This is a genomic window from Bacteroides sp. AM32-11AC, from assembly GCF_003603515.1.
Lineage (GTDB): Bacteria > Bacteroidota > Bacteroidia > Bacteroidales > Bacteroidaceae > Bacteroides > Bacteroides uniformis.
The window spans coordinates 12,339-32,294 of the sequence record NZ_QTNH01000019.1 but is presented as its reverse complement, the minus strand read 5'-3'; the positions used below and the strand labels follow the sequence as shown (position 1 = coordinate 32,294).

Sequence of the window (19,956 nt, the reverse complement as noted above, 5' to 3'; positions counted from 1 at the left end):
TTGTTGCGGCGAAGATAGGTAAAATCACATCAATGTATGTATTTTCCTACGAATTTCTTTACATGTTCGGTGTATTCCTGCGGATAATCCTTGTAAGACATAGCATGCGTGGCACCGGGCACAATCCATAATTCTTTGGGTTCGGGCTTGGCTTCGTAGAGGGGATAGACCATCCACGTCGGCACAAAGGTGTCGGCATCGCCGTGGATGAAGAGCATCGGCAAAGTACATTTCTTTACTTGCTCCAAAGCAGAGGCTTCCAGGAAGTCCCATCCGTACTCTTGCCGGCAGAGCCAGTTTGCTGTATGCAGAAGAGGGAAGGCGGGCAGGTTGAACTGTGCTTTCAGTTCTCCGCGAAACTCGTCCCATACGCTTGTGTAGCCGCAGTCTTCTACGAAACACTTGATGAAAGGCTGTTGGTATTGACCATGCTCCACTTCGCCGGATACCATCATGGTGGTGGCGGCTCCCATGGAGATACCGTGCACTACCATCTCTGTGCTGCGGGATGCTACGCTGTCTGTATGGCGGCGCCCGAAGAGTTCGTCGGCGGTTTCGGTCCATTGCAGTACGTCAAGCCGGTCTTTCCAGCCCATCTGTGCATGGTTTCCCTCGCTCATCCCGTGCCCGTAGAGGTCGGGCAGCAAGATGTTGAAGTCCATCTCCTTGTTGTACAGATAGCCTATCATCAGCATGCGCACGGCATTATCTGTATATCCGTGTACGATGACTGCTGTTTTTGGGGTGGGGTGGGTGGCGGCAACGTAGAGTGCGTGTAGCGTCTCTCCATGGTCGTTCTCAATGTAGAAGTCCTTCAATGCTCCTACGGTCACCAAACTGTCTACCCACGGTTGCAGTTCGGGATATTGCTCGAACATGAAGTTGTAGGATTCGGCAATGTTGCGACTGCGTGTGATAAGGCCTTCGGGTTTCAGAGCATGCCCCAGCATATAGTACCCTCCGCACAGTACTACGGTGCAGAGGGCAGCCAGACCGAGAATCGAATATTTTATGGTTTTCTTCATTATTTATTCCAAATTTCCCATGCAGCAAAGGCTTGCAGCAGTAACATTTCCAGACCGTTCTTAGTGACGGCTCCTTGTGCCTGGCCTTTCTTCATGAAAAGGGTTTCGTTTGGATTATATAACAAATCATAGAGCAAATGGTTGGGAGTCAGTAGTTCGTAAGGAATATTGGGACAGAAATCCACTTTGGGATACATGCCTACTGGGGTACAGTTGACAATCACTGTGTACTCTTGCATGATTTCCGGTGTCAGTTCTTCGTATGTGAGGTATTTATCCTCTTTCTTGGCGCGTGATACGAAGGAACTTTTTATACCCAGGTTCTCCAGCCCGCGATATACGGCTTTCGATGCACCGCCGGTACCCAAAATCAGGGCTTTCTTGTGTTGTGGTTGCAAAAGTGGTTCTATGGATTGTGTAAATCCTATGATGTCGGAGTTGTAGCCAACCAGTTTCACTTTGCCTTTGGAAAGGCGGATAATCTTAATGACATTGACGGCGCCTATCTTGGCTGTGTCTTTGTCCAGTTCGTCCAGGTAGGGGATGACTTGCTCCTTGTAAGGGATAGTCACATTCAGTCCACAGAGGTTGGGATTTTCCTCGATAACTTCCATGAAATCCTCGATACGTGGAATTTCGAAATTTACATATTCTGCATCAATATTTTCTGCCTTGAATTTCTCATTGAAATATCCGATAGAAAAGGAATGTTTCAACGGGTAACCTATTAAACCGTATTTCTGCATAATATTTTAGTTATTGATTGAACTATATTCGTTTGTTTATGGAGTACATTATTGGTCGGAAGTAGTTGAGGAGGTGATTACCGGTTCTTTGATGATAACAAAACCTCCGAATTGCAATCCGTTATCTTTTCCGTTCAAACAGAACTTTCTGTCGAATACGGGTTTATTTTTTGATTTCCAGATCAGTTTGCTAGAGAAGGTGATGACGTCTTGAGTACCATCGTTCCAGTCTATTATCACTTTTTCGTTATCGAATGTATCGTCGCCATTGAATTCTCCAAAAGTGAGAAAGTATTTGCCAGTTTCAAATTTCATTGTTTGCAGACCGTTGAAGTGTGCAAGGTAAGCTTTGGTTTGGCTTATTGGAACGTCCTTTTCATATATTTTTCCATTATAGATTGCCTTGATTCCTTGCTTGGCAATGTTGCCGGGAGTTTCAGGATTCAACAAATCATTACCTTGAGCATCTTGTACTGCGATATGCAGTTCGATAGGAGCAAAATCCCATATCATATCATCACTTCCCGAATCATCGCAAGCTGTGAAACCGGCAACGCAAAGGAGGGTAATAAATAATAAATAGAGGGTGTGTGTAGCTTTCATAAGGTCTCTTTTTTATATAAGTTTCTTCTTTTTATTTAGTTGCCACATAAAGTGTACATATCCCGAAAGTCAGCCGCTTGAAGTGCACTTCGCTGAAGCCTGCCTTGCGGATTACCTCCTGCATCACTTCTCCCTGCGGGAAGGCGCGAATACTTTCCGGTAGATAGGTGTAGGCGCTGTTGTCTTTCGAAATACATTTACCGAGCAGGGGGATGACAACTTTGGAGTAGATGGTGAACAACTGTTTCATCGGGAAGCGGTCTGGTGTGGAGAGCTCCAGTATGACGAGATGTCCGCCGGTCTTTAGTACGCGGCACATCTCGGACAGTCCCTTGTCCAGCCCTTCGAAGTTGCGGATGCCGAACGCTACGGTCACGGCGTCGAAGCTTTCGTCGGCAAACGAGAGGGAGGTGCAGTCCTCCCGGACAAATGAAATCTTGTTCGAGAGGTGCGCCTGCTTTACTTTTTCACGTCCCACGTTCATCATGCCTTCCGAGATGTCGGTGCCAATCAGGCTATCGGGTTGCAGTTCGCGGCATGCAAGGATGGCGAAATCGCCGGTGCCGGTAGCTACGTCCATAATACGCCGGGGGCGGAAAGGACGTAGGTACTTGATTGCTTTCCTACGCCAGCTGCGGTCGATGCCCATGGATAGGGTGTGATTCAGCTTGTCGTAGGCAGGAGCGATGTTGTCGAACATTTCTTCCACTTGTTCGCTCTTCTTGCCGTCATTACCGTAGGGCTTGATGTGTTCTTGGGGATAGTCCATTTACTTTAAATATTCGGTTACATTCTTTTCAATGCGTTCGGCAATGTTGCTGGTATCTTCCTTTACAAACTTCTCGCCGGTGATGTGTTCGTACAGTTCGATGTAACGTTCGCTGATTGAAGTAACGATTTCGTCGGTCATTTCCGGTACTTGCTGTCCTTCCTTGCCTTGGAAGCCGTTGTCCATCAGCCATTCTCGTACAAACTCCTTGGAGAGTTGCTTTTGCGGTTCGCCGTTGGCAAAACGTTCTTCGTAGCCTTCGGAGTAGAAGTAGCGGCTGGAGTCGGGCGTATGGATTTCGTCCATCAGGTAAATCTTGCCGTCGTGCTTGCCGAATTCGTATTTGGTGTCTACCAGAATCAATCCGCGTTCCGCTGCAATCTCGGTACCGCGTTTGAAGAGGGCCATGGTGTATTGCTCCAATACGGCATATTCTTCGGGTGTGGCAAGACCTTGTGCCAGGATTTCTTCTTTGGAGATGTCGGCATCGTGTTCGCCAATCTCGGCTTTAGTGGTCGGGGTGATGATGGGTTCAGGGAATTTCTGGTTTTCCTTCATCCCTTCGGGCAACTTCACGCCGCAGATTTCACGTACACCGCTCTTGTAGGCACGCCATGCGCTGCCACAGAGGTAACCGCGTACAATCATTTCTACGGGGAATCCTTCACACATCACACCTACCGTCACCATCGGATCGGGTGTAGCCATTTTCCAGTTGGGGCAGATGTCGGTTGTGGCATCCAGGAATTTTGCTGCAATCTGGTTCAACATTTGTCCTTTGAAGGGAATACCTTTCGGCAATACTACGTCAAAGGCTGAGATGCGGTCGGTAGCTACCATGACCAACTTTTCACCATTGATGTTGTACACATCACGAACTTTTCCGTGGTACACGCTTTTCTGTCCGGGAAAGTTAAATTCAGTTGCTGTTAATGCTTTCATCTTTGTAATATTTACGATTTTGAGAATTTACTGTTTCTGTTCAATCTTACTATCGGCTTGTTCGGCTTTGCGTCGTTCACGTTCCGCTTTCGCTTCCTTGTCGAACTTCTCGTAGGCCTCCACAATCTGAGTTACCAACTTATGGCGTACGATGTCTTTCTTGTTCAGCTCCACGAAACTGATGCCTTTTACGCCTTTCAGAATCTTCAGTGCCTGCACCAGACCGGAAGTCTGGGAAGAAGGCAAGTCAATCTGCGTCATGTCTCCCGTGACAATCATCTTGGTGTTCATTCCCATGCGGGTGAGGAACATCTTGATTTGCTGGGTGGTCGTGTTCTGCGCTTCATCCAGAATGACGACGGCATCGTTCAGTGTGCGTCCGCGCATAAAGGCGAGGGGGGCAATCTGGATGATGTTCAGCTCCATATACTCTTTCAGCTTGGCGGCAGGTATCATGTCCTGCAGGGCGTCATAGAGTGGTTGCAGATACGGGTCTATCTTGTCCTTCATGTCGCCGGGCAGGAAACCGAGCTTTTCTCCGGCTTCTACGGCAGGGCGGCTGAGGATGATTTTCTTTATCTCCTTATTCTTTAGTGCCCGCACGGCAAGCGCGATGGCTGTATAGGTCTTTCCTGAACCGGCGGGACCGATGGCAAACAGCATGTCATTCTTGGCAAATGCCTCTACCAGCTTCAGCTGGTTCTCGCTGCGCGGGATAATCGGCTTTCCGGTTACGCTGAATACAATGACATTGCCCGATTTTTCCGCTTGCGGGGCATTGCCTTTGATGATGTCTATAATGACCTCTTCTTTCAAAGAGTTGTATTCGGCACAGTATTTCTCCAGCTTGGTAATGTTCTCCTCGAATGCACACATTTCCTCCTCATCACCCAATACTTTGATGACATTGCCGCGGGCAACGATGCGAAGCTTGGGATACAAGGCCTTTATCAGCTGCATGTTGGCGTTGTTTACGCCATAAAATATTACCGGGTCAATATCTTCAAGAACAATCAGTTTTTCTATCATTGATATGTTTTAAAGTTCAATTCGTTCTTTTAGTGAAACGTTCTGCAAATGTAGTGAAACGTTTGGATACTTAAACAGTTCCATTGGGTATTTTTTTTGCAGTGGCTTCGGGTAGATTGTCGGTAATTGTTGCACGACGATGCCGTTTCCTTTTTTTGAGCATCCGATACGTTGTCGGTTCAGCGTCTGTTCCTTCATGTTGAAGATAATATTGGGGTCGAAGTGCTGCCCGTTGACGCGTGTCTCGAAGTGCAGATGCTCAGTAGAGGCGCGTCCGGTGCGTCCGGTCAGTGCGATGGGCTGTCCGGCTTTGACTGTGTCGCCACAATGTACAAGGTTTTTGAAGTTGTGGCTGTATATCGTTTCCAGTCCGAAGTCATGGCGTACGACGACGACATTGCCGTAGGCGCTATAAGGCTTGGACATCCGTACTACGCCGTTGAAGGCACTCCGTATGGTGTCTTTGGCGTAGGTCTTGATGTCTATGCCACTGTGGCGTCCCCGCCCCCGTCCGTAAGGGGAGATGACTTTTCCTCCAGGCAGGGGAAAGGAGTATTCCGTGTCCGGAATGTCCTCCAAAGGTAGCTCTATCAGTTCTCTTTGCGAAAACAGTCCCGGAGTGGCAACGCGGATATGGTTGGTTTCCATGGTGGAAAAGACCGTTTTCTTCCCTTGTGCCGTGGCACCAAGGGCTATGAGCAGGAGAGGGACAAGAATACGGATTCTCATTTATTCAAAATATTGTATAGTCCCACTGGTAGAGGAAGCATATTTCTCCAACAGTTCCAATATCATTTCGGTTGCTTCTTTCAGACCTTCCTGCCCGTTGTAGCCGTTGACAATGGCAAGGATATGGCGGGTTTCAAGTTTCATCTTGGTGCGTTCGTGGTCGCTGGTCGGGGTACCGATACCGCCTATACGGTCGCGGTAGACGGGCAGCCCTTCTATGTTCAGCATGCCGCGGCCTATACCCTCGAACAATTCCTCGGCACGTCCTATGCCCAGCTCAAGGTCGGTCCCTTGTATCTCGTCGGCATCAAATCCGCCGATAGAGTGGCCCGTACGTAGGGAGACAAGGTTGATAAGGTCTACCAACGTATCTATCTGATAGAGTTCCAATCCGCGCAGCAGTCGCCGTCTCAGTGCTTCGGCCGAGGGACGGTAGCGGCTGGGGTCCTTGCCGCAACGTTTGTAGGCTTCGCGGGTGGCGGCAATGACGGGTTGGTACTTGATGCTGTCCGTGGTTTCACGGGCTCTTAGCTCTTGGGTGAAAGTTGCGATTTCTTGCCACAACCCTTCGCAATATGGGGTATTTGTCACTTCGGCAAATACGGCTGCACCGCGGAATTCGGGGCAATTCTGCTTGATTTCTTTAGAAAGTGTGATATGATACATTAATGCAATCCGTTTGAATGGGTTAACATGATTCCCGACAATATCCTTCCGGATTTGATACCCATCCGGCGTGCCGAGAAAAACTCTTCATATTGGGTAAAAGTACATATATTGGCTGTCTCCACTTGTGCGGAAGGTACTCCGAAGTCCAGTAGTTGCAGTCGGTTGGCAGCCCATAGGTCGATATGGTATTTGTGGGTGGCGGGTTTCCATTCGGAGATGTAATCCATCTGGAAACCGTTCTTGCGGAATGCTTCATAGACTTCGTCGCCTACCTCGAAGGCGGAAAGGGAGATGCCGGGGCCGATGCAGGCTATCACTTCTTTGCCCTCTGTGCCATAGCGGGCACGCATCTTGTCGAGTGTGTGGCCGAGGATGTAATTCACAGTGCCGCGCCATCCGGCATGAACAGCGGCTATCACGGCATTCTTCCGGTCGTAGAGCAGGATGGGAATGCAGTCTGCCGTAGAGATGCAGATGCAGCAGCCCGGTTCACGGGTTATCAGTGCATCAATGCCCTGCAACATGGAGTGGCGTTCTTCTGCTGTTGCATGCAGATAAGTTCCGTCAATGACAAGTGCCTTTGTCCCGTGGGTCTGAAACGGGATGACCAGTTCTTGGGGGCGTTGGGGCAGGGAAGAACATACTATTTCCTGGTTGCGGCGTACAGCTTCGGCTTCGTCTCCCGTGTAAGGTGTACAGTTGAGGGAGGCATAGTTACCTTGGCTGCATCCACCGTGGCGGGTGGTTACAAAACAAGAAATGCCGGGATATGAGGCAAGCAGCTCATATCCCAACATTTTCCTATCTTCTGTAAGAGGAATCATTTTTTATCTTCCTCCCAATCTTCTTCGTATTCAAAGTCCTCGAGGTCCTCTATGTCCTCGTCGTCGTTGACGTATTCATAGCTGAGGTCCTCGTCCTCACCCTCTTCTTTCAATTCTTCCTGCAGGTGGCTGAGGTCTTTGGCGCGATGGGCAATGCTGTCCACTTTGCCTTCTATCTTATTACTTTCCTTGTTCAGCTCTTCCCAAAGGATGTCTTTCAGCGTAGAGATGCCCATGCCGGAGACAGCAGAGATGAATATATGCGGAATCCCTTCGGGCAGTGTCGGCTCTATCTCGTCCATCAGTTCCTGGTCGAGCATGTCGCATTTGGTGACGGCAAGCACTCTCTGTTTGTCCAGCATTTCGGGGTTGAAAGTGCGAAGCTCGTTCAACAGGATTTCGTATTCCTTACGGATGTCGTCACTGTCGGCAGGCACCATGAACAGCAACAATGAGTTGCGCTCGATGTGGCGCAGGAAACGCAATCCTAAGCCTTTGCCGGCACTGGCTCCTTCGATGATGCCGGGAATGTCCGCCATCACAAACGATTTGCTGTCGCGATAGGACACGATGCCCAGATTGGGTTCCAGCGTTGTAAACGGATAATTGGCGATTTTGGGCTTCGCCGCAGAAACGGATGCCAGTAAAGTGGATTTTCCTGCATTGGGGAAACCTACCAGACCGACGTCTGCCAGCAGCTTCAGTTCCATGATTACCGTCAACTCCTGCATCGGTTCGCCCGGTTGTGCAAAGCGGGGAGCCTGGCGTGTGGCGGTTTTGAAGTGCCAGTTACCCAGACCTCCGCGTCCGCCTTTCAGCAAGATGACTTCTTGTTCGTGCTCGGTGACGTCGCAGATATATTCACCCGTTTCGGCGTTGTACACCACCGTGCCGCAGGGCACTTCAATCACCTTGTCCGCTCCGTCTTTTCCGAAACTGCGGTTTTTGGAACCGGATTCTCCGTGACCTGCCAGGATGTGGCGATCGTACTTCAGATGGAGTAGCGTCCAGTAGTTGCGGTTACCCCGCAGGATGACATGGCCTCCTCGTCCTCCGTCACCTCCGTCGGGGCCTCCGTTGGGTATGTATTTCTCACGCCGCATATGCGTAGAACCTCGTCCGCCCTTTCCGGAGCGGCAATATATTTTTACGTAGTCAACAAAATTCGATTCAGCCATATTCTGTTTTATTGTTATTTCACTGCGTCAATAGCCTTGCAAACATCGGCAAAGATTTCTTCCAATACGCCGAAGCCCTGGATGTGTTGGTATTTGCCGTCCTGCTTGTACCAGTCAATCAGCGGAGCTGTCTGTGAGTGGTAAACCACCAGACGCTTCTTGATTGTCTCTTCATTGTCGTCTGCACGTCCTGATTCTTGTCCGCGCTTGATGAGGCGCTTCATCAGTTCTTCTTCGGGCACGTCGAGGTCGAGCATCACGCTGACTTCCTGTCCGCGTTCGGCGAGCATCTTCTTTAATGCTTCAGCCTGGGCGATTGTTCTGGGGAAGCCGTCGAAAATCACGCCTTTGCTATCCTTGAAGCTGTCGAATACGCTTGCCAGAATATCAATCATCAACTCATCGGGGATCAACTGGCCCTGGTCGATATAACCTTTAGCAGTCTTGCCCAGTTCTGTACCGTTTTTCATTTCAGCACGGAGCACGTCTCCGGTAGAGATGTGGTTGATGCCATACTTTTCTACAATCTTTTCACTTTGTGTTCCCTTACCTGAACCGGGAGCACCAAAAATTACAATGTTCAACATTTGCTTAGTTATTATTTAATGATTTACTATATTATGTCTGTATCAGTCTACTACAGTATAAATGTCGGGATAGTTGCGCCCGAAGCCGTCATAATCCAACCCGTAGCCCACGATGAAGTCGTTCGGAATATTCATGGCCACATATTCTATGTTTAAATCAACTTTCAGCTTATCAGGTTTCACCAGTAGGGAGGCAATATGAATCTCCCTGGGACCGCGAGTGCCGAGGGTGTCCAGTAAGCGTTGCATGGTGAGTCCCGTATCTACTATGTCCTCTACAATGACCACTGTACGGTCTGTGAGGTCTTCATTGATGCCTATTACTTCCTTAATTACCCCGGTAGAGGATACTCCTTGATAAGATGCCAATTTGACAAACGAAATTTCGCAGGGAATCGTGATTCGTTTCAGCAAATCGGCGGTAAACATGAACGAACCGTTCAGTACGCTGAGGAATAGAGGATTCTTTCCTGCCAGGTCGCGGTTGATTTCGTTCGCTACACGGGTTACTTCTTTCAGTATGTCCTGCTCCTTGATGGAGACTGTGAACATCTTGTCTTTTATTTGTATGGTATCCATAGATGGGATGTTTTTAGAAAGTTGCCGCAAAAATACGATTTTTATTCCACTCCATGCATCATCTTCTGTAATTTCTTTGAAAGCAGGAAGAGGATAAGCGATGCCGTGGCAGACATGACGACGAACACCATGAAGAAATCGTACATCGTCTCAATGCGATAGCCCAGTAGCGTCTTTACCTTTCCGGCTTCGGGGTAGAGCCCGCTCAGCGTGCCTGCAAACTTATTGGCAGTGGCGGTGGAGAGGTACCATATCCCCATCATCAGCGAGGCGAAGCGGATGGGCGTGAGCTTGTTCACCATGGAGAGTCCGATGGGCGAGAGGCAGATTTCGCCCATGGTATGGATGAAGTAGAGCCCCGTCAGCCAAATGAGACTCACCTTGATGCCCGGCTGAACATCTTTCACCCCAAGGCAGATGACGAGATAGCCCAGTGAAAGCAGTAGCAGGCCGATGGCTTGCTTGGTGGGCGAGGCGGGCTCCATGCCCCGCTTGCCCAGGGCGCCCCATACGCCCGGCATGATGGCGGCAAGTATCACCACAAAGAAGGGGTTGAAGGACTGAATCCAGGAGGCGGGCATTTCCCACCCCAGGATGACGCGGTCGGTCTGCTCGGAGGCGAAAAGCGTGAGCGAGGCGCCTGCCTGCTCGTAGGCCGCCCAGAAGAAAATGACGAAGAAGGCGATGATGTAGATGACGAAGATGCGGTCGCGCTCCGTCTTGGTGAGCGAGCCTTCCAGCAGGATGCTGACGGGAAACACGATGCAGGCGGTGAAGATGCCGATGCTTATCCAATCGTCCCCGAAGCACCAGTAGAAGAAACCGGCAAGCGCGATGGCGAGCAGGGCGAGCAGCAGGTAGTTGCGCATGGTCCGTCCGTTGGCATGGGCACTCTTCCGGGCGGTGTTGTCTGCCTGGGGCCGTTCCTTGCGGGCGTCGGGGATGATGCCGAGGGGCTTGCCGTCGGGGCCGATGAGGTACTTGTTCTTCTGGGTTTCGAAGAGGACGACCGTCAGCACGGTGACGATGGCGGCAATGAGGAAGCCCCATCGGAAGTCGTGAGGGTTGCCCGTCTCGCCAAAATAGCCGCAGACCAGCGGGGCGAGGAAGGAACCCACGTTGACACCCATATAGAAGATAGTGTAGGCGGAATCCAGCCGTTTGTCGCCCGGCTCGTAGAGCTGCCCCACCAGGGAGGAGACGGTGGGCTTGAAGCAGCCGTTGCCCAATATAAGGAAAGTCAGTCCGCCGTACATCAGCCAATGCGAAAGCTCACGCGCCTCCAGCATCGAGGCGCTGGCAAACATCAGGAACTGGCCGACTGCCATCATCATGGCCCCCCAGAAGACGGAACGGCGGATGCCCCAGTATTTGTCGGCGATGTAGCCTCCGATTAAGGGCGTCAGGTACACCAGTCCGGTGTAGCTGCCGTAGATGGAGGCGGCGTGCTCCTTGTCGAAAAGGAGTGCCTGGGTGAGGAACAGAATGAAGATGGCACGCATGCCGTAGTAGCTGAAACGCTCTGCCGTGCTGGTGGCGAAGATAAGGTAAAGACCTTTCGGGTGTCGGGATGTACTCATTGAATATGCTTTTATTGTTTTGGCTTTTATTATATGTTGAGGGTACAAAATTAGTCATTATTTTGCGTAAGTTAATGGGTATAATTAGAAACTTGCCGACAAGCCTGCGGGAACTTGCCGACAAGCTTGTGCAAACTTGTCCGTAAGCCTACGCAAACTTAAAACAGAATTTCTGTTTCTGTAAATAAAGCTTTTGTTTATAGAAATAGAGCTTTTGTTTCTAAGAATAAAGGCTTTGTTCTAAGAATCCTTTGCATTGAAGACAACTTTTCCTTACGGAGCAGATATTTTTTCCCGGGGGGCAAAGCAACTTGATAAAAAACGTCTTCTCTTTGTACAGTTGAAATCAAAGCCCTATCTTTGCTCTACGATTTTAAGATAATCCTATTATGAAGATATTTCCTACTACAAGCATCAAGCAACTGGATGCAGATACCATAAAGAATGAACCGATTGCCTCCATCGACCTGATGGAACGTGCCTCACGCGCATTGGCCCGTGCCATTGCCGAGCGTTGGGAGCCGGACACGCCGCTCACCGTTTTTGCCGGACCGGGGAACAACGGTGGCGATGCGCTTGCCCTGGCGCGACTGCTGGCCGGGAAGGGCTACCGGCTCGAGGTGTATCTCTTCAATACGAAAGGGACGCTTTCGCCGGACTGCGAGACGAACAAGGAGCGGCTGGCCGACGTGCCGGGTGTGGACTTCCACGAAGTGACCACCCAGTTTGTACCTCCCGTGCTGACGGCAGACCATGTGGTGATAGACGGTCTCTTCGGCAGCGGTTTGAACAAGGCTCTGAGCGGCGGTTTTGCAGCCGTAGTGAAGTACATCAACGCTTCGCCCGCCACGGTGGTGTCCATCGATATCCCATCGGGACTGATGGGTGAGGACAATACCTACAACGTACATACGAATATCGTCCGTGCCCATCTGACGCTGAGCCTGCAATTGCCGAAACTGGCATTTCTTTTTGCCGAGAACGAGCCGTATGTGGGCGAATGGCAGTTGCTGGACATCGGGCTCAGCGAGGATGCCATCCATGACATGGAAACGGACTTCCGCTTGCTGGAGCATGAAGACGTGTCTGCCCTGCTGAAGCCGCGCAGCCGGTTTGCCCATAAGGGGAACTTCGGCCGTGCACTGCTGATAGCCGGTTCGCAGGGAATGGCGGGAGCTTCGGTGCTGGCTGCGCGTGCTTGTCTGCGTTCGGGGGTGGGGCTGCTGACGGTGCATGTGCCGTTCTGCAACAACTTCATTGTGCAGACTTCCGTGCCCGAAGCCATGACGGAGCTGGATATCAGCGACACCTGCTTTGCCGCCGCTACTGATACGGACGATTACCAGGCCGTGGCGATAGGTCCGGGACTGGGAAAGGCGGCAGAGACCGAGGCGGCTCTGCTGGAGCAGATAGAGATATGCCAGACTCCGATGGTGGTGGATGCTGATGCCCTGAACTTGCTGGGCGAGAAGCGTAACTATATAGGGCGTCTGCCCAAAGGGAGTATTCTGACTCCGCACCCCAAGGAACTGGAGCGTCTTGTAGGCAAATGCCAGAATTCGTACGAACGCCTGATGAAGGCTCGCGAGCTGGCGAAGAGCGCCGGAGTGCATATCATCTTGAAAGGCGCTTATTCTGCCATTGTCACTCCTGCCGGGAAATGTTTTTTCAACCCTACCGGCAATCCGGGTATGGCAACGGGAGGCAGCGGTGATGTGCTGACCGGAGTGGTGCTTGCCTTGCTTGCCCAAGGCTATGAGCCGGAGAAGGCTGCCTGCCTGGCCACGTATGTGCACGGACTGGCGGGAGATGTTGCCTGCAAGAAGCAGGGGGCAGTGGGGATGACGGTGGGGGATATAGTTGCCTGCCTGCCGCTAGCGTGGAAGATGCTGGAAGAATAAGGAGAGAAGTGTAATTTGGATGGCTTGTCATGTCAACAGAAATAAGATATTTTGAAAACAGAAAAGATTGGCGGAAGTGGCTGGCTGACAATTTCGATACTGCCGATGGAGTCTGGTTTGTGTTTCCTACTAAATCTTCAAGCGAGAAAAGTATTGTATATAATGACGCTGTTGAAGAGGCCCTTTGTTTCGGGTGGATTGACAGCACGATAAAGTCACTTGACAAAGAACATAAAATTCAGCGTTTCACGCCCAGGAATCCTAAAAGTACCTATTCGCAAGCCAACAAAGAAAGGTTGAAATGGTTGCTGGAGCATAAAATGATACATCTTGAATTTGAGGATAAAATACGAACTGTCTTGTCGGTTCCTTTTGTTTTTCCAAATGATATAATCGACAGATTGAAAGAGGATGAAAGAATATGGAAGAATTATCAGAGTTTCTCTGACCCCTATAAACGTATCCGAATCGCATACATTGAAGCGGCGAGGAAACGACCGGAAGAATTTGAAAGGCGATTAAATAACTTTATCTGTAAAACGAAAGAGAACAAAATAATAATAGGGTTTGGCGGGATTGAAAAATACTATTAACGCTAATTCTTTTCCGCTTATTTCTCTCTTGTCGTAATGTGGAAGCATCCTTGCTTCAACTCGTACTTGATGTAGCATTTATCGGCTTTCCGCAGGTCACGGAGCACTTCCGAAAGAACCAGTTTTAAGGTATCTGCGCTGACATCCTGCAAAGGACGTCCATCCTCGTCTTCTATTTTCTGAAAGCGCTTCCAACTGACATCGAATGTCGTTCCGTAAAAATGTGCCGAGTTTGGAGAAGCATTGCCGTTACGGCGGCGCAGGCGTTTTACGTCGTCTTGGGTGCGGAGTACGGAAGTCACAATTATCTTGTTTGGATTCAGCCCCTTGGCGGTCAGTGAATCAAGGAAGTTGTGTCCGATGGTGTCCAGCAGGCTGGCGGCGCCCGGAATGAGATAAGGGATGGAATGCGTCAGTGAATCCACGGCATAGAGCTCGTTTGTCGTGATAGGTTGCAGTTGCTCTCTCATCTTTTCTGCTTCCTCGCGGGATGAAAGTACACGTATGCCGATGGCTTGGGCTACATTGAGATGTTTCTCATTCAAGTCTCCGAACGAGCGCTTGTAGCTGACAACGCCCCGAATGTTGCGCGGTTCGTTCAACTTGAGCGACATGTCTTTCTTCTTGCAGCCGGCAAAGGTGAATGTAGTGGCGGCTGCGACAATTATCAGTATAGGTAGGATTCTGGAAGAATATCTCATCTTATAAATGTACTATGTCTGTGAAAAATCTGCGTTAATCTGTGTAATCTGTGGTGAAAACCTTGCAAAGATAATTCAAACCTTCTTAAGTTTGCACTATCTTTGCACACAAAAAAGACCGTGCAACGATATTTTATATACCTGGCTTATGATGGCACCGCTTATCACGGCTGGCAAATCCAGCCGAATGGAGCGAGTGTGCAGGAGTGTTTGATGAAGGCGCTGAGTACCTTGCTGCGTCGCGAGGTGGAAGTCGTGGGAGCGGGGCGTACCGATGCCGGGGTGCATGCCTCACTGATGGTAGCTCACTTTGACAGTGATTCTCCTCTGGACACTGTTTTTATGACGGATAAGCTGAATCGTCTGCTTCCTCCCGATATTTCCGTATACCGCTTGCGGGCCGTGAAGCCCGATGCACATGCCCGCTTTGATGCTACGGCGCGGATGTATAAGTATTACGTCACTACTGCCAAGATGCCTTTCAATCGTCAATACCGTTGCCGTCTGTTCCAAACACCGGACTTTGAACGGATGAATGAGGCTGCCCAAACCTTGTTTGACTATACGGACTTTACCAGCTTCAGCAAACTTCATACGGATGTCAAAACCAATAATTGCAAGATTATGCATGCCGCCTGGACCCGGGTAGACGATGTGACCTGGGTGTTCACCATCCAGGCCGACCGGTTCCTGCGGAACATGGTACGCGCCATTGTCGGTACTTTGCTCGAAGTGGGTCGCGGAAAACTTTCTGTTGAGGGTTTCCGACGCGTCATCGAACAGAAGGACCGTTGTCAGGCAGGAACCTCCGTTCCCGGAAATGCATTGTTTCTAGTGGATGTAGCCTATCCGGAAACTACTTTTTTAGAATAAAAGAGGGATGCACTACAAAAACGTACCCCCCTCCTTTTAATTTTTAATTCTTAATTTTTAATTAACTCTATGTGGTTATTGCTTGCTTTCCTCTCTGCTGCCTTATTGGGATTTTACGATGTCTTCAAGAAGAAGTCGCTTCGTGACAATGCCGTACTGCCGGTACTTTTCCTGAACACGCTGTTCTCGAGCCTGATATTTCTTCCTTTCATTCTGGTATCTGCCTTTGCGCCGTCGGTGTTGGGAGGTACGATGTTTGATGTTCCCGTGGTGGGGTGGGAGGTGCATAAGTTTATTGTTGTCAAGTCGTTTATCGTGCTCTCTTCCTGGATATTCGGTTATTTCGGGATGAAGCATCTGCCGCTGACCATCGTGGGACCGATTAATGCGACGCGCCCCGTGATGGTGCTTGTAGGTGCCATGCTTGTGTTTGGCGAACGCTTGAACCTTTATCAATGGATTGGCGTGATGCTTGCCATAGTATCCTTTTTCATGCTGAGCCGTTCGGGCAAGAAGGAGGGAATCGACTTCAAGCATAACAAATGGATTCTTTTCATCGTGCTGGCTGCCGTTGCTGGAGCTGTCAGTGGGCTGTATGACAAATATCTGATGAAGCAGCTCAATCCGATGCTGGTGCAGTCGTGGTATAATGTCTACCAAGTCTTTATCATGTGCCCCATTATCTTGCTGTTGTGGTACCCCAAGCGAGAAGAAAGTACCCCGTTTCGTTGGGACTGGACCATTATCTGTATCTCCATTTTCCTTTGTGCGGCAGACTTTGTCTATTTTTATGCCCTGAGCTATGAGGACTCCATGATTTCCATCGTTTCGATGGTGCGTCGTGGAAGCGTTGTTGTTTCCTTCCTTTTCGGTGCGCTTTTCTTCCGTGAAAAGAATTTAAAAAGCAAGGCTGTCGACCTCATTTTGGTGTTGATTGGAATGTTCTTCCTATATTTGGGGAGTAAATAAACAAGAGATATATGGCAGAAGACCTATATATAAATGCTGGTAGCAAGACAGAGAAATATCGCGCTTTGCTTCCTCAACTGAAAAATCTGCTGGCAGGTGAAGATGACTTGATAGCCAATCTGGCGAATGTTTCGGCGGCGCTGAAAGAGACTTTCCATTTCTTTTGGGTAGGCTTCTATTTGGTGAAGGGTGAAGAATTGGTGTTAGGACCTTTCCAGGGACCGATAGCTTGTACGCGCATCAGGAAAGGCCGTGGTGTTTGCGGCACGGCATGGGATAAAGACGAGACGTTGGTTGTGCCCGATGTGGATGCATTTCCCGGACATATAGCCTGCAGCTCGCTGTCGCGTTCGGAGATCGTGGTTCCGCTGAAGCTTGAGGACGGTGAAGTGTGGGGAGTATTGGATATTGACAGTGACGATTTGGGCGGTTTTGATGAAACAGATGCCCGTTTCCTTGAAGAAATGATTAAAATGTTATGATAAGAAAACTGAGTGCTTTTTTGATTTTGGCTTTCATCGGATGGGGGTATTTGCAGGCCCAGGAAGCCAAGACGTGTTTTAAGAATATGCCGGATTCTATATGTCCGTTGCTTAGTGCCGTGAACCGTGCGGATTTTATAGACTTTCTGGAAAGTAAGATGAAAGCTGAGGTGACCAACAGCTTTGGTGGTAAATCGGAAATGACGGAACTTGCCCCGGATTATATACATGTGAAGATGACTCCCCAGAGCTCGTGGCAGATGAAGCTCTTGCCTGTCAACGACAGCACGAAAGTGGTTTGTGTGGTATCTACGGTTTGTGCTCCGGCTTGCGACAGCCATGTCAAGTTCTATACGACAGACTGGAAGGAGCTGGTTGCTTCGTCCTACCTGCCGGCATTGCCCGTTCTGGATGATTTTATCGCTGAGGCCGCGGATACGGTGGATGTCTATGAGTATCAGGATGCCCGTCGCCAGGCCGACATGCTGCTGATGAAAGCGGACCTTTCTGCGAAGGATGTCACGTTGGCATTCACTTTTACCACGACCGATTACATGGGTAAAGAAGCGGCGGAGAAACTGAAACCGTTTGTCCGCCGTCCTATTGTTTATACTTGGAATCAAGGGAAGTTCGAGAAATCCTCTACTTCACTTTGATTCTGTCGAATCCCTCTCCATAGACTCCGATGACTGCACTTTGTGATACAAAGGCATTGGGGTCTATGTCTTTTATGAGCCGGAAAATGATGGTGGACTCCCGCTTCTTGGCCAGCACGAACAGCATTTTTATCTCTTTTCCCGTATAGAAGCCCGAGGCGTTGATGACCGTTGCACCTCTGTGAGGATATACCTGGATGTGCTTGGCTATCTCCTCATATTTATCGCTGATAATAAAGAATTGTACGGACTGGCGGGCACTGTTCACCACTTGGTCGAGCACGAAGCTGCATATGTATAGAGTAACGTAGCCATACACCACCTTTTCCCAATCTTTTAGAACAAAGTAACTGGACGAGATGATGATAAGGTCACATATCAACATGACTCTGCCCAGCGTGATGTCGCGGTACTTGTTGATTACGGCGGCAATGATGTCCGTGCCGCCAGTACTGCCGTTGTTGGAAAAGGCGATGCCGATGCCGCTACCGCAGAAGGAGGCACCGATGACACAAGCCATGAAAGGCTGGTCGTGCAGGAGGACAACACCCTCGGTCAGTTTCTGGATAATGGAAAGGAAAAAGGTCAGGGTGAATACGGCAAAGATTGTCTTTACGCTGAACTTCCATCCCAACACACGTAGGGCAAGCAATAGAAGCAGAAAATTGATGGCGAAGTACGTATATTGGACGGGAAATCCAGTGGCAAAATATACGATGGATGCAATGCCCGGTACGCCACCGGTAGTAATATCGTTGGGAAGCAGGAAGACTGTCCAGCCGATACCATATAAGACCATACCCAGGGCAATCATCAGATAATCCCGCAGTTCGCGCATGGTGTTCTGTCGGGAGGGAACATTTACTATTGTTTTCATTATAATTTTATGTGGTTGTGAAAATGCGGGGACAAAGATACAAAAGATATCATTTGTTTGTTTGAGTATAAGATTGATATTTATATTTTGATGTTACTATGAGTTTTAACATACAATAGCTTGCTTTGATAAAATAAACACCTAACGGAATAGCAAATTTGAGTAAAGCGTAGCGAACAGACTGAAAAAGCGTTCGTTACGCTATATTTTTCTCTTGTTCAAAAGCCAAGAAGAGACAGAATATGGACAAACGCAGCAAAAGTTCAGTTACTTTATCATTACCCGTGCGATGATGCAAATTTCTTGCGAAACCTAAATTTTGCATCGTTTGGCGTTATGTGTCGTATCTGTCGGTAACTCACTATGAATTAATTTTGTAACCAAAAAAAAGTGAGTTATGAGAAGTACATTTAAGGTATTGTTCTACGTGAAGAAAGGCAGTGAGAAACCCAACGGCAACCTGCCTTTGATGTGTCGCATTACGGTGGACGGAGAGATTAAGCAGTTCAGTTGCAAGATGGATGTTCCCTTGCGCCTGTGGGACGTGAAGAACAACCGTGCTTCGGGTAAGAGTGCCGAAGCGCAAAGAATCAACCGTGCCGTTGACAAAATCAGAGTGGAGATAAACCGCCGTTATCAAGAGTTGATGCAGACGGACGGTTATGTCACTGCTGCCAAGTTGAAAGATGCCTATCTCGGCATCGGTATCAAACAGGAAACCTTGCTAAAACTGTTTGAACAACACAACAGCGAATTTGCCAAGAAAGTGGGACACAGCAGGGCAAAAGGAACATTCCGACGTTATGTTACCGTCTGCAAGCACATCCGTGAGTTCCTACCCCATACCTACAAGCGTGAAGATATTCCGTTAAAAGAGTTGAACCTCTCGTTCATCAACGACTTCGAGTATTTCCTGCGTACTGAGAAAAAATGCCGCACCAATACCATTTGGGGCTACATGATTGTGCTGAAACACATTATTTCCATAGCGAGGAATGACGGTCGTCTGCCGTTCAATCCCTTTGCAGGGTACATCAACTCTCCCGAAAGCGTGGACAGAGGGTATATTACGAGAGAGGAGATACACACAATGATGAACACCGATATGCCCGACAAGACACACGAGCTTGTCAGGGATTTATTTCTGTTCTCCACCTTTACAGGTTTGGCATATTCCGATGTCAAGAACCTTACGGAAGACAACCTGCAAACATTCTTTGACGGAAATCTGTGGATTATCACCCGAAGAAAGAAAACTAACACGGAATCCAATATCCGATTGTTGGATGTTCCCCGAAAGATAATAGAGAAGTACAGGGGTATGACAAGAGATAATAAAGTATTCCCCATGCCGAGTAACACGACTTGCAACAAGAAGCTGAAAGCCATTGCCAAGTTGTGCGGTATAAAAGTCCACTTGACCTATCATGTAGCAAGACATTCGGCAGCGACCACTGTGCTGTTATCCAACGGAGTACCCATTGAAACCGTCAGCCGACTTTTGGGACATACCAACATAAAAACGACCCAAATTTACGCAAAAATCACAGCCCAAAAGATTAGTCAGGATATGGAAACATTGTCGCACAAACTGGAGGATATGGAAAAGAACATTTGCAATGCCATTCAGTAACCCTTAAATCA

At 49.1% G+C, this 19,956-nt stretch carries 22 protein-coding genes; 7 read left to right on the top strand and 15 right to left on the bottom strand.

Translation table 11 applies throughout. The features are described 5' to 3' along the window. Window positions 1-29: 29 nt before the first annotated feature. Genes DW800_RS17780 through DW800_RS17720 form a run of 13 tightly spaced genes read right to left on the bottom strand, consistent with a single transcriptional unit; the run spans window position 30 to window position 11,260 of the window. A complete protein-coding gene (locus tag DW800_RS17780; protein ID WP_005823691.1) occupies window positions 30-1,025 on the bottom strand; it encodes an alpha/beta hydrolase in 996 nt (331 codons plus the stop codon). Then, the gene (locus tag DW800_RS17775; RefSeq protein ID WP_005823689.1) at window positions 1,025-1,771 is read right to left on the bottom strand and encodes a shikimate dehydrogenase family protein; all 747 of its coding nucleotides are present in this window, start codon (window positions 1,769-1,771) and stop codon (window positions 1,025-1,027) included. Before DW800_RS17775 ends, DW800_RS17780 begins: the two co-directional genes overlap by 1 nt. 48 nt (window positions 1,772-1,819) lie before the next feature. Continuing rightward, a complete protein-coding gene (locus tag DW800_RS17770) occupies window positions 1,820-2,374 on the bottom strand; it encodes a hypothetical protein (protein WP_005823687.1) in 555 nt (184 codons plus the stop codon). A 31-nt stretch (window positions 2,375-2,405) separates the two neighbouring features. Continuing rightward, entirely contained in the window at window positions 2,406-3,143 is a 738-nt protein-coding gene (ubiE, locus tag DW800_RS17765; RefSeq protein WP_005823685.1) for a bifunctional demethylmenaquinone methyltransferase/2-methoxy-6-polyprenyl-1,4-benzoquinol methylase UbiE, read from the bottom strand. Continuing rightward, a complete protein-coding gene (locus DW800_RS17760) occupies window positions 3,144-4,085 on the bottom strand; it encodes a phosphoribosylaminoimidazolesuccinocarboxamide synthase (RefSeq protein ID WP_005823683.1) in 942 nt (313 codons plus the stop codon). 27 nt (window positions 4,086-4,112) lie between these two features. Further along, window positions 4,113-5,114: a PhoH family protein gene (locus tag DW800_RS17755; RefSeq protein ID WP_005823681.1), complete on the bottom strand. Its 1,002-nt coding sequence runs from the start codon at window positions 5,112-5,114 to the stop codon at window positions 4,113-4,115. A 9-nt stretch (window positions 5,115-5,123) separates the two neighbouring features. Beyond that, window positions 5,124-5,843 (bottom strand): M23 family metallopeptidase, encoded by a 720-nt coding sequence (locus tag DW800_RS17750; RefSeq protein ID WP_005823679.1) that lies wholly within the window; start codon window positions 5,841-5,843, stop codon window positions 5,124-5,126. Further along, window positions 5,844-6,509: a B3/4 domain-containing protein gene (locus DW800_RS17745; protein WP_118274350.1), complete on the bottom strand. Its 666-nt coding sequence runs from the start codon at window positions 6,507-6,509 to the stop codon at window positions 5,844-5,846. It lies immediately after the preceding gene. After that, window positions 6,509-7,336: a peptidoglycan editing factor PgeF gene (pgeF, locus tag DW800_RS17740; RefSeq protein ID WP_009037100.1), complete on the bottom strand. Its 828-nt coding sequence runs from the start codon at window positions 7,334-7,336 to the stop codon at window positions 6,509-6,511. Before pgeF ends, DW800_RS17745 begins: the two co-directional genes overlap by 1 nt. Continuing rightward, entirely contained in the window at window positions 7,333-8,514 is a 1,182-nt protein-coding gene (gene obgE, locus DW800_RS17735) for a GTPase ObgE (RefSeq protein ID WP_005823673.1), read from the bottom strand. Before obgE ends, pgeF begins: the two co-directional genes overlap by 4 nt. Window positions 8,515-8,528: 14 nt before the next feature. Then, on the bottom strand, window positions 8,529-9,101 hold the full coding sequence (locus tag DW800_RS17730) for an adenylate kinase (RefSeq protein ID WP_005823672.1): 573 nt from the start codon (window positions 9,099-9,101) through the stop codon (window positions 8,529-8,531). Window positions 9,102-9,143: 42 nt separating this feature from the next. Further along, window positions 9,144-9,680 carry a hypoxanthine phosphoribosyltransferase gene (hpt, locus tag DW800_RS17725; RefSeq protein WP_005823670.1) on the bottom strand — a complete coding sequence of 179 codons (537 nt, stop codon included), beginning with the start codon at window positions 9,678-9,680 and terminating at the stop codon, window positions 9,144-9,146. Between the two features lie 41 nt (window positions 9,681-9,721). Continuing rightward, on the bottom strand, window positions 9,722-11,260 hold the full coding sequence (locus DW800_RS17720; protein ID WP_035449991.1) for a peptide MFS transporter: 1,539 nt from the start codon (window positions 11,258-11,260) through the stop codon (window positions 9,722-9,724). Between the two features lie 389 nt (window positions 11,261-11,649). Between DW800_RS17720 and DW800_RS17715 the strand changes: the two genes are divergently transcribed. After that, window positions 11,650-13,161 (top strand): NAD(P)H-hydrate dehydratase, encoded by a 1,512-nt coding sequence (locus DW800_RS17715; RefSeq protein ID WP_119958245.1) that lies wholly within the window; start codon window positions 11,650-11,652, stop codon window positions 13,159-13,161. 29 nt (window positions 13,162-13,190) lie between these two features. After that, complete coding sequence (locus DW800_RS17710; protein ID WP_005823665.1) at window positions 13,191-13,754, top strand: YdeI/OmpD-associated family protein; 564 nt, start codon at window positions 13,191-13,193, stop codon at window positions 13,752-13,754. A 17-nt stretch (window positions 13,755-13,771) separates the two neighbouring features. Here DW800_RS17710 and DW800_RS17705 read toward each other — a convergent pair whose 3' ends face one another. Next, the gene (locus DW800_RS17705) at window positions 13,772-14,455 is read right to left on the bottom strand and encodes a DUF5715 family protein (RefSeq protein ID WP_119958244.1); all 684 of its coding nucleotides are present in this window, start codon (window positions 14,453-14,455) and stop codon (window positions 13,772-13,774) included. A 120-nt stretch (window positions 14,456-14,575) separates the two neighbouring features. On the opposite strand from DW800_RS17705, the gene truA reads away from it, so the two are divergent. The 4 genes from truA to DW800_RS17685 all read left to right on the top strand — a co-directional run bounded on the left by truA (window position 14,576) and on the right by DW800_RS17685 (window position 17,435). Further along, on the top strand, window positions 14,576-15,328 hold the full coding sequence (truA, locus tag DW800_RS17700; protein ID WP_034523355.1) for a tRNA pseudouridine(38-40) synthase TruA: 753 nt from the start codon (window positions 14,576-14,578) through the stop codon (window positions 15,326-15,328). A gap of 69 nt (window positions 15,329-15,397) precedes the next feature. Further along, entirely contained in the window at window positions 15,398-16,297 is a 900-nt protein-coding gene (locus tag DW800_RS17695) for a DMT family transporter (protein ID WP_119958243.1), read from the top strand. 11 nt (window positions 16,298-16,308) lie between these two features. Next, complete coding sequence (locus DW800_RS17690; protein WP_119958242.1) at window positions 16,309-16,779, top strand: GAF domain-containing protein; 471 nt, start codon at window positions 16,309-16,311, stop codon at window positions 16,777-16,779. Continuing rightward, window positions 16,776-17,435 carry a DUF3256 family protein gene (locus DW800_RS17685; RefSeq protein WP_119958241.1) on the top strand — a complete coding sequence of 220 codons (660 nt, stop codon included), beginning with the start codon at window positions 16,776-16,778 and terminating at the stop codon, window positions 17,433-17,435. Before DW800_RS17690 ends, DW800_RS17685 begins: the two co-directional genes overlap by 4 nt. Here the strand turns inward: DW800_RS17685 and DW800_RS17680 are convergent. Next, complete coding sequence (locus DW800_RS17680) at window positions 17,422-18,312, bottom strand: YitT family protein (protein ID WP_005823655.1); 891 nt, start codon at window positions 18,310-18,312, stop codon at window positions 17,422-17,424. The two genes, DW800_RS17685 and DW800_RS17680, sit on opposite strands and share 14 nt — an antisense overlap. 397 nt (window positions 18,313-18,709) lie before the next feature. Here DW800_RS17680 and DW800_RS17675 point away from each other — a divergent pair, with 397 nt between their 5' ends. Further along, window positions 18,710-19,945: a site-specific integrase gene (locus DW800_RS17675; RefSeq protein ID WP_016564205.1), complete on the top strand. Its 1,236-nt coding sequence runs from the start codon at window positions 18,710-18,712 to the stop codon at window positions 19,943-19,945. Window positions 19,946-19,956 lie beyond the last annotated feature (11 nt).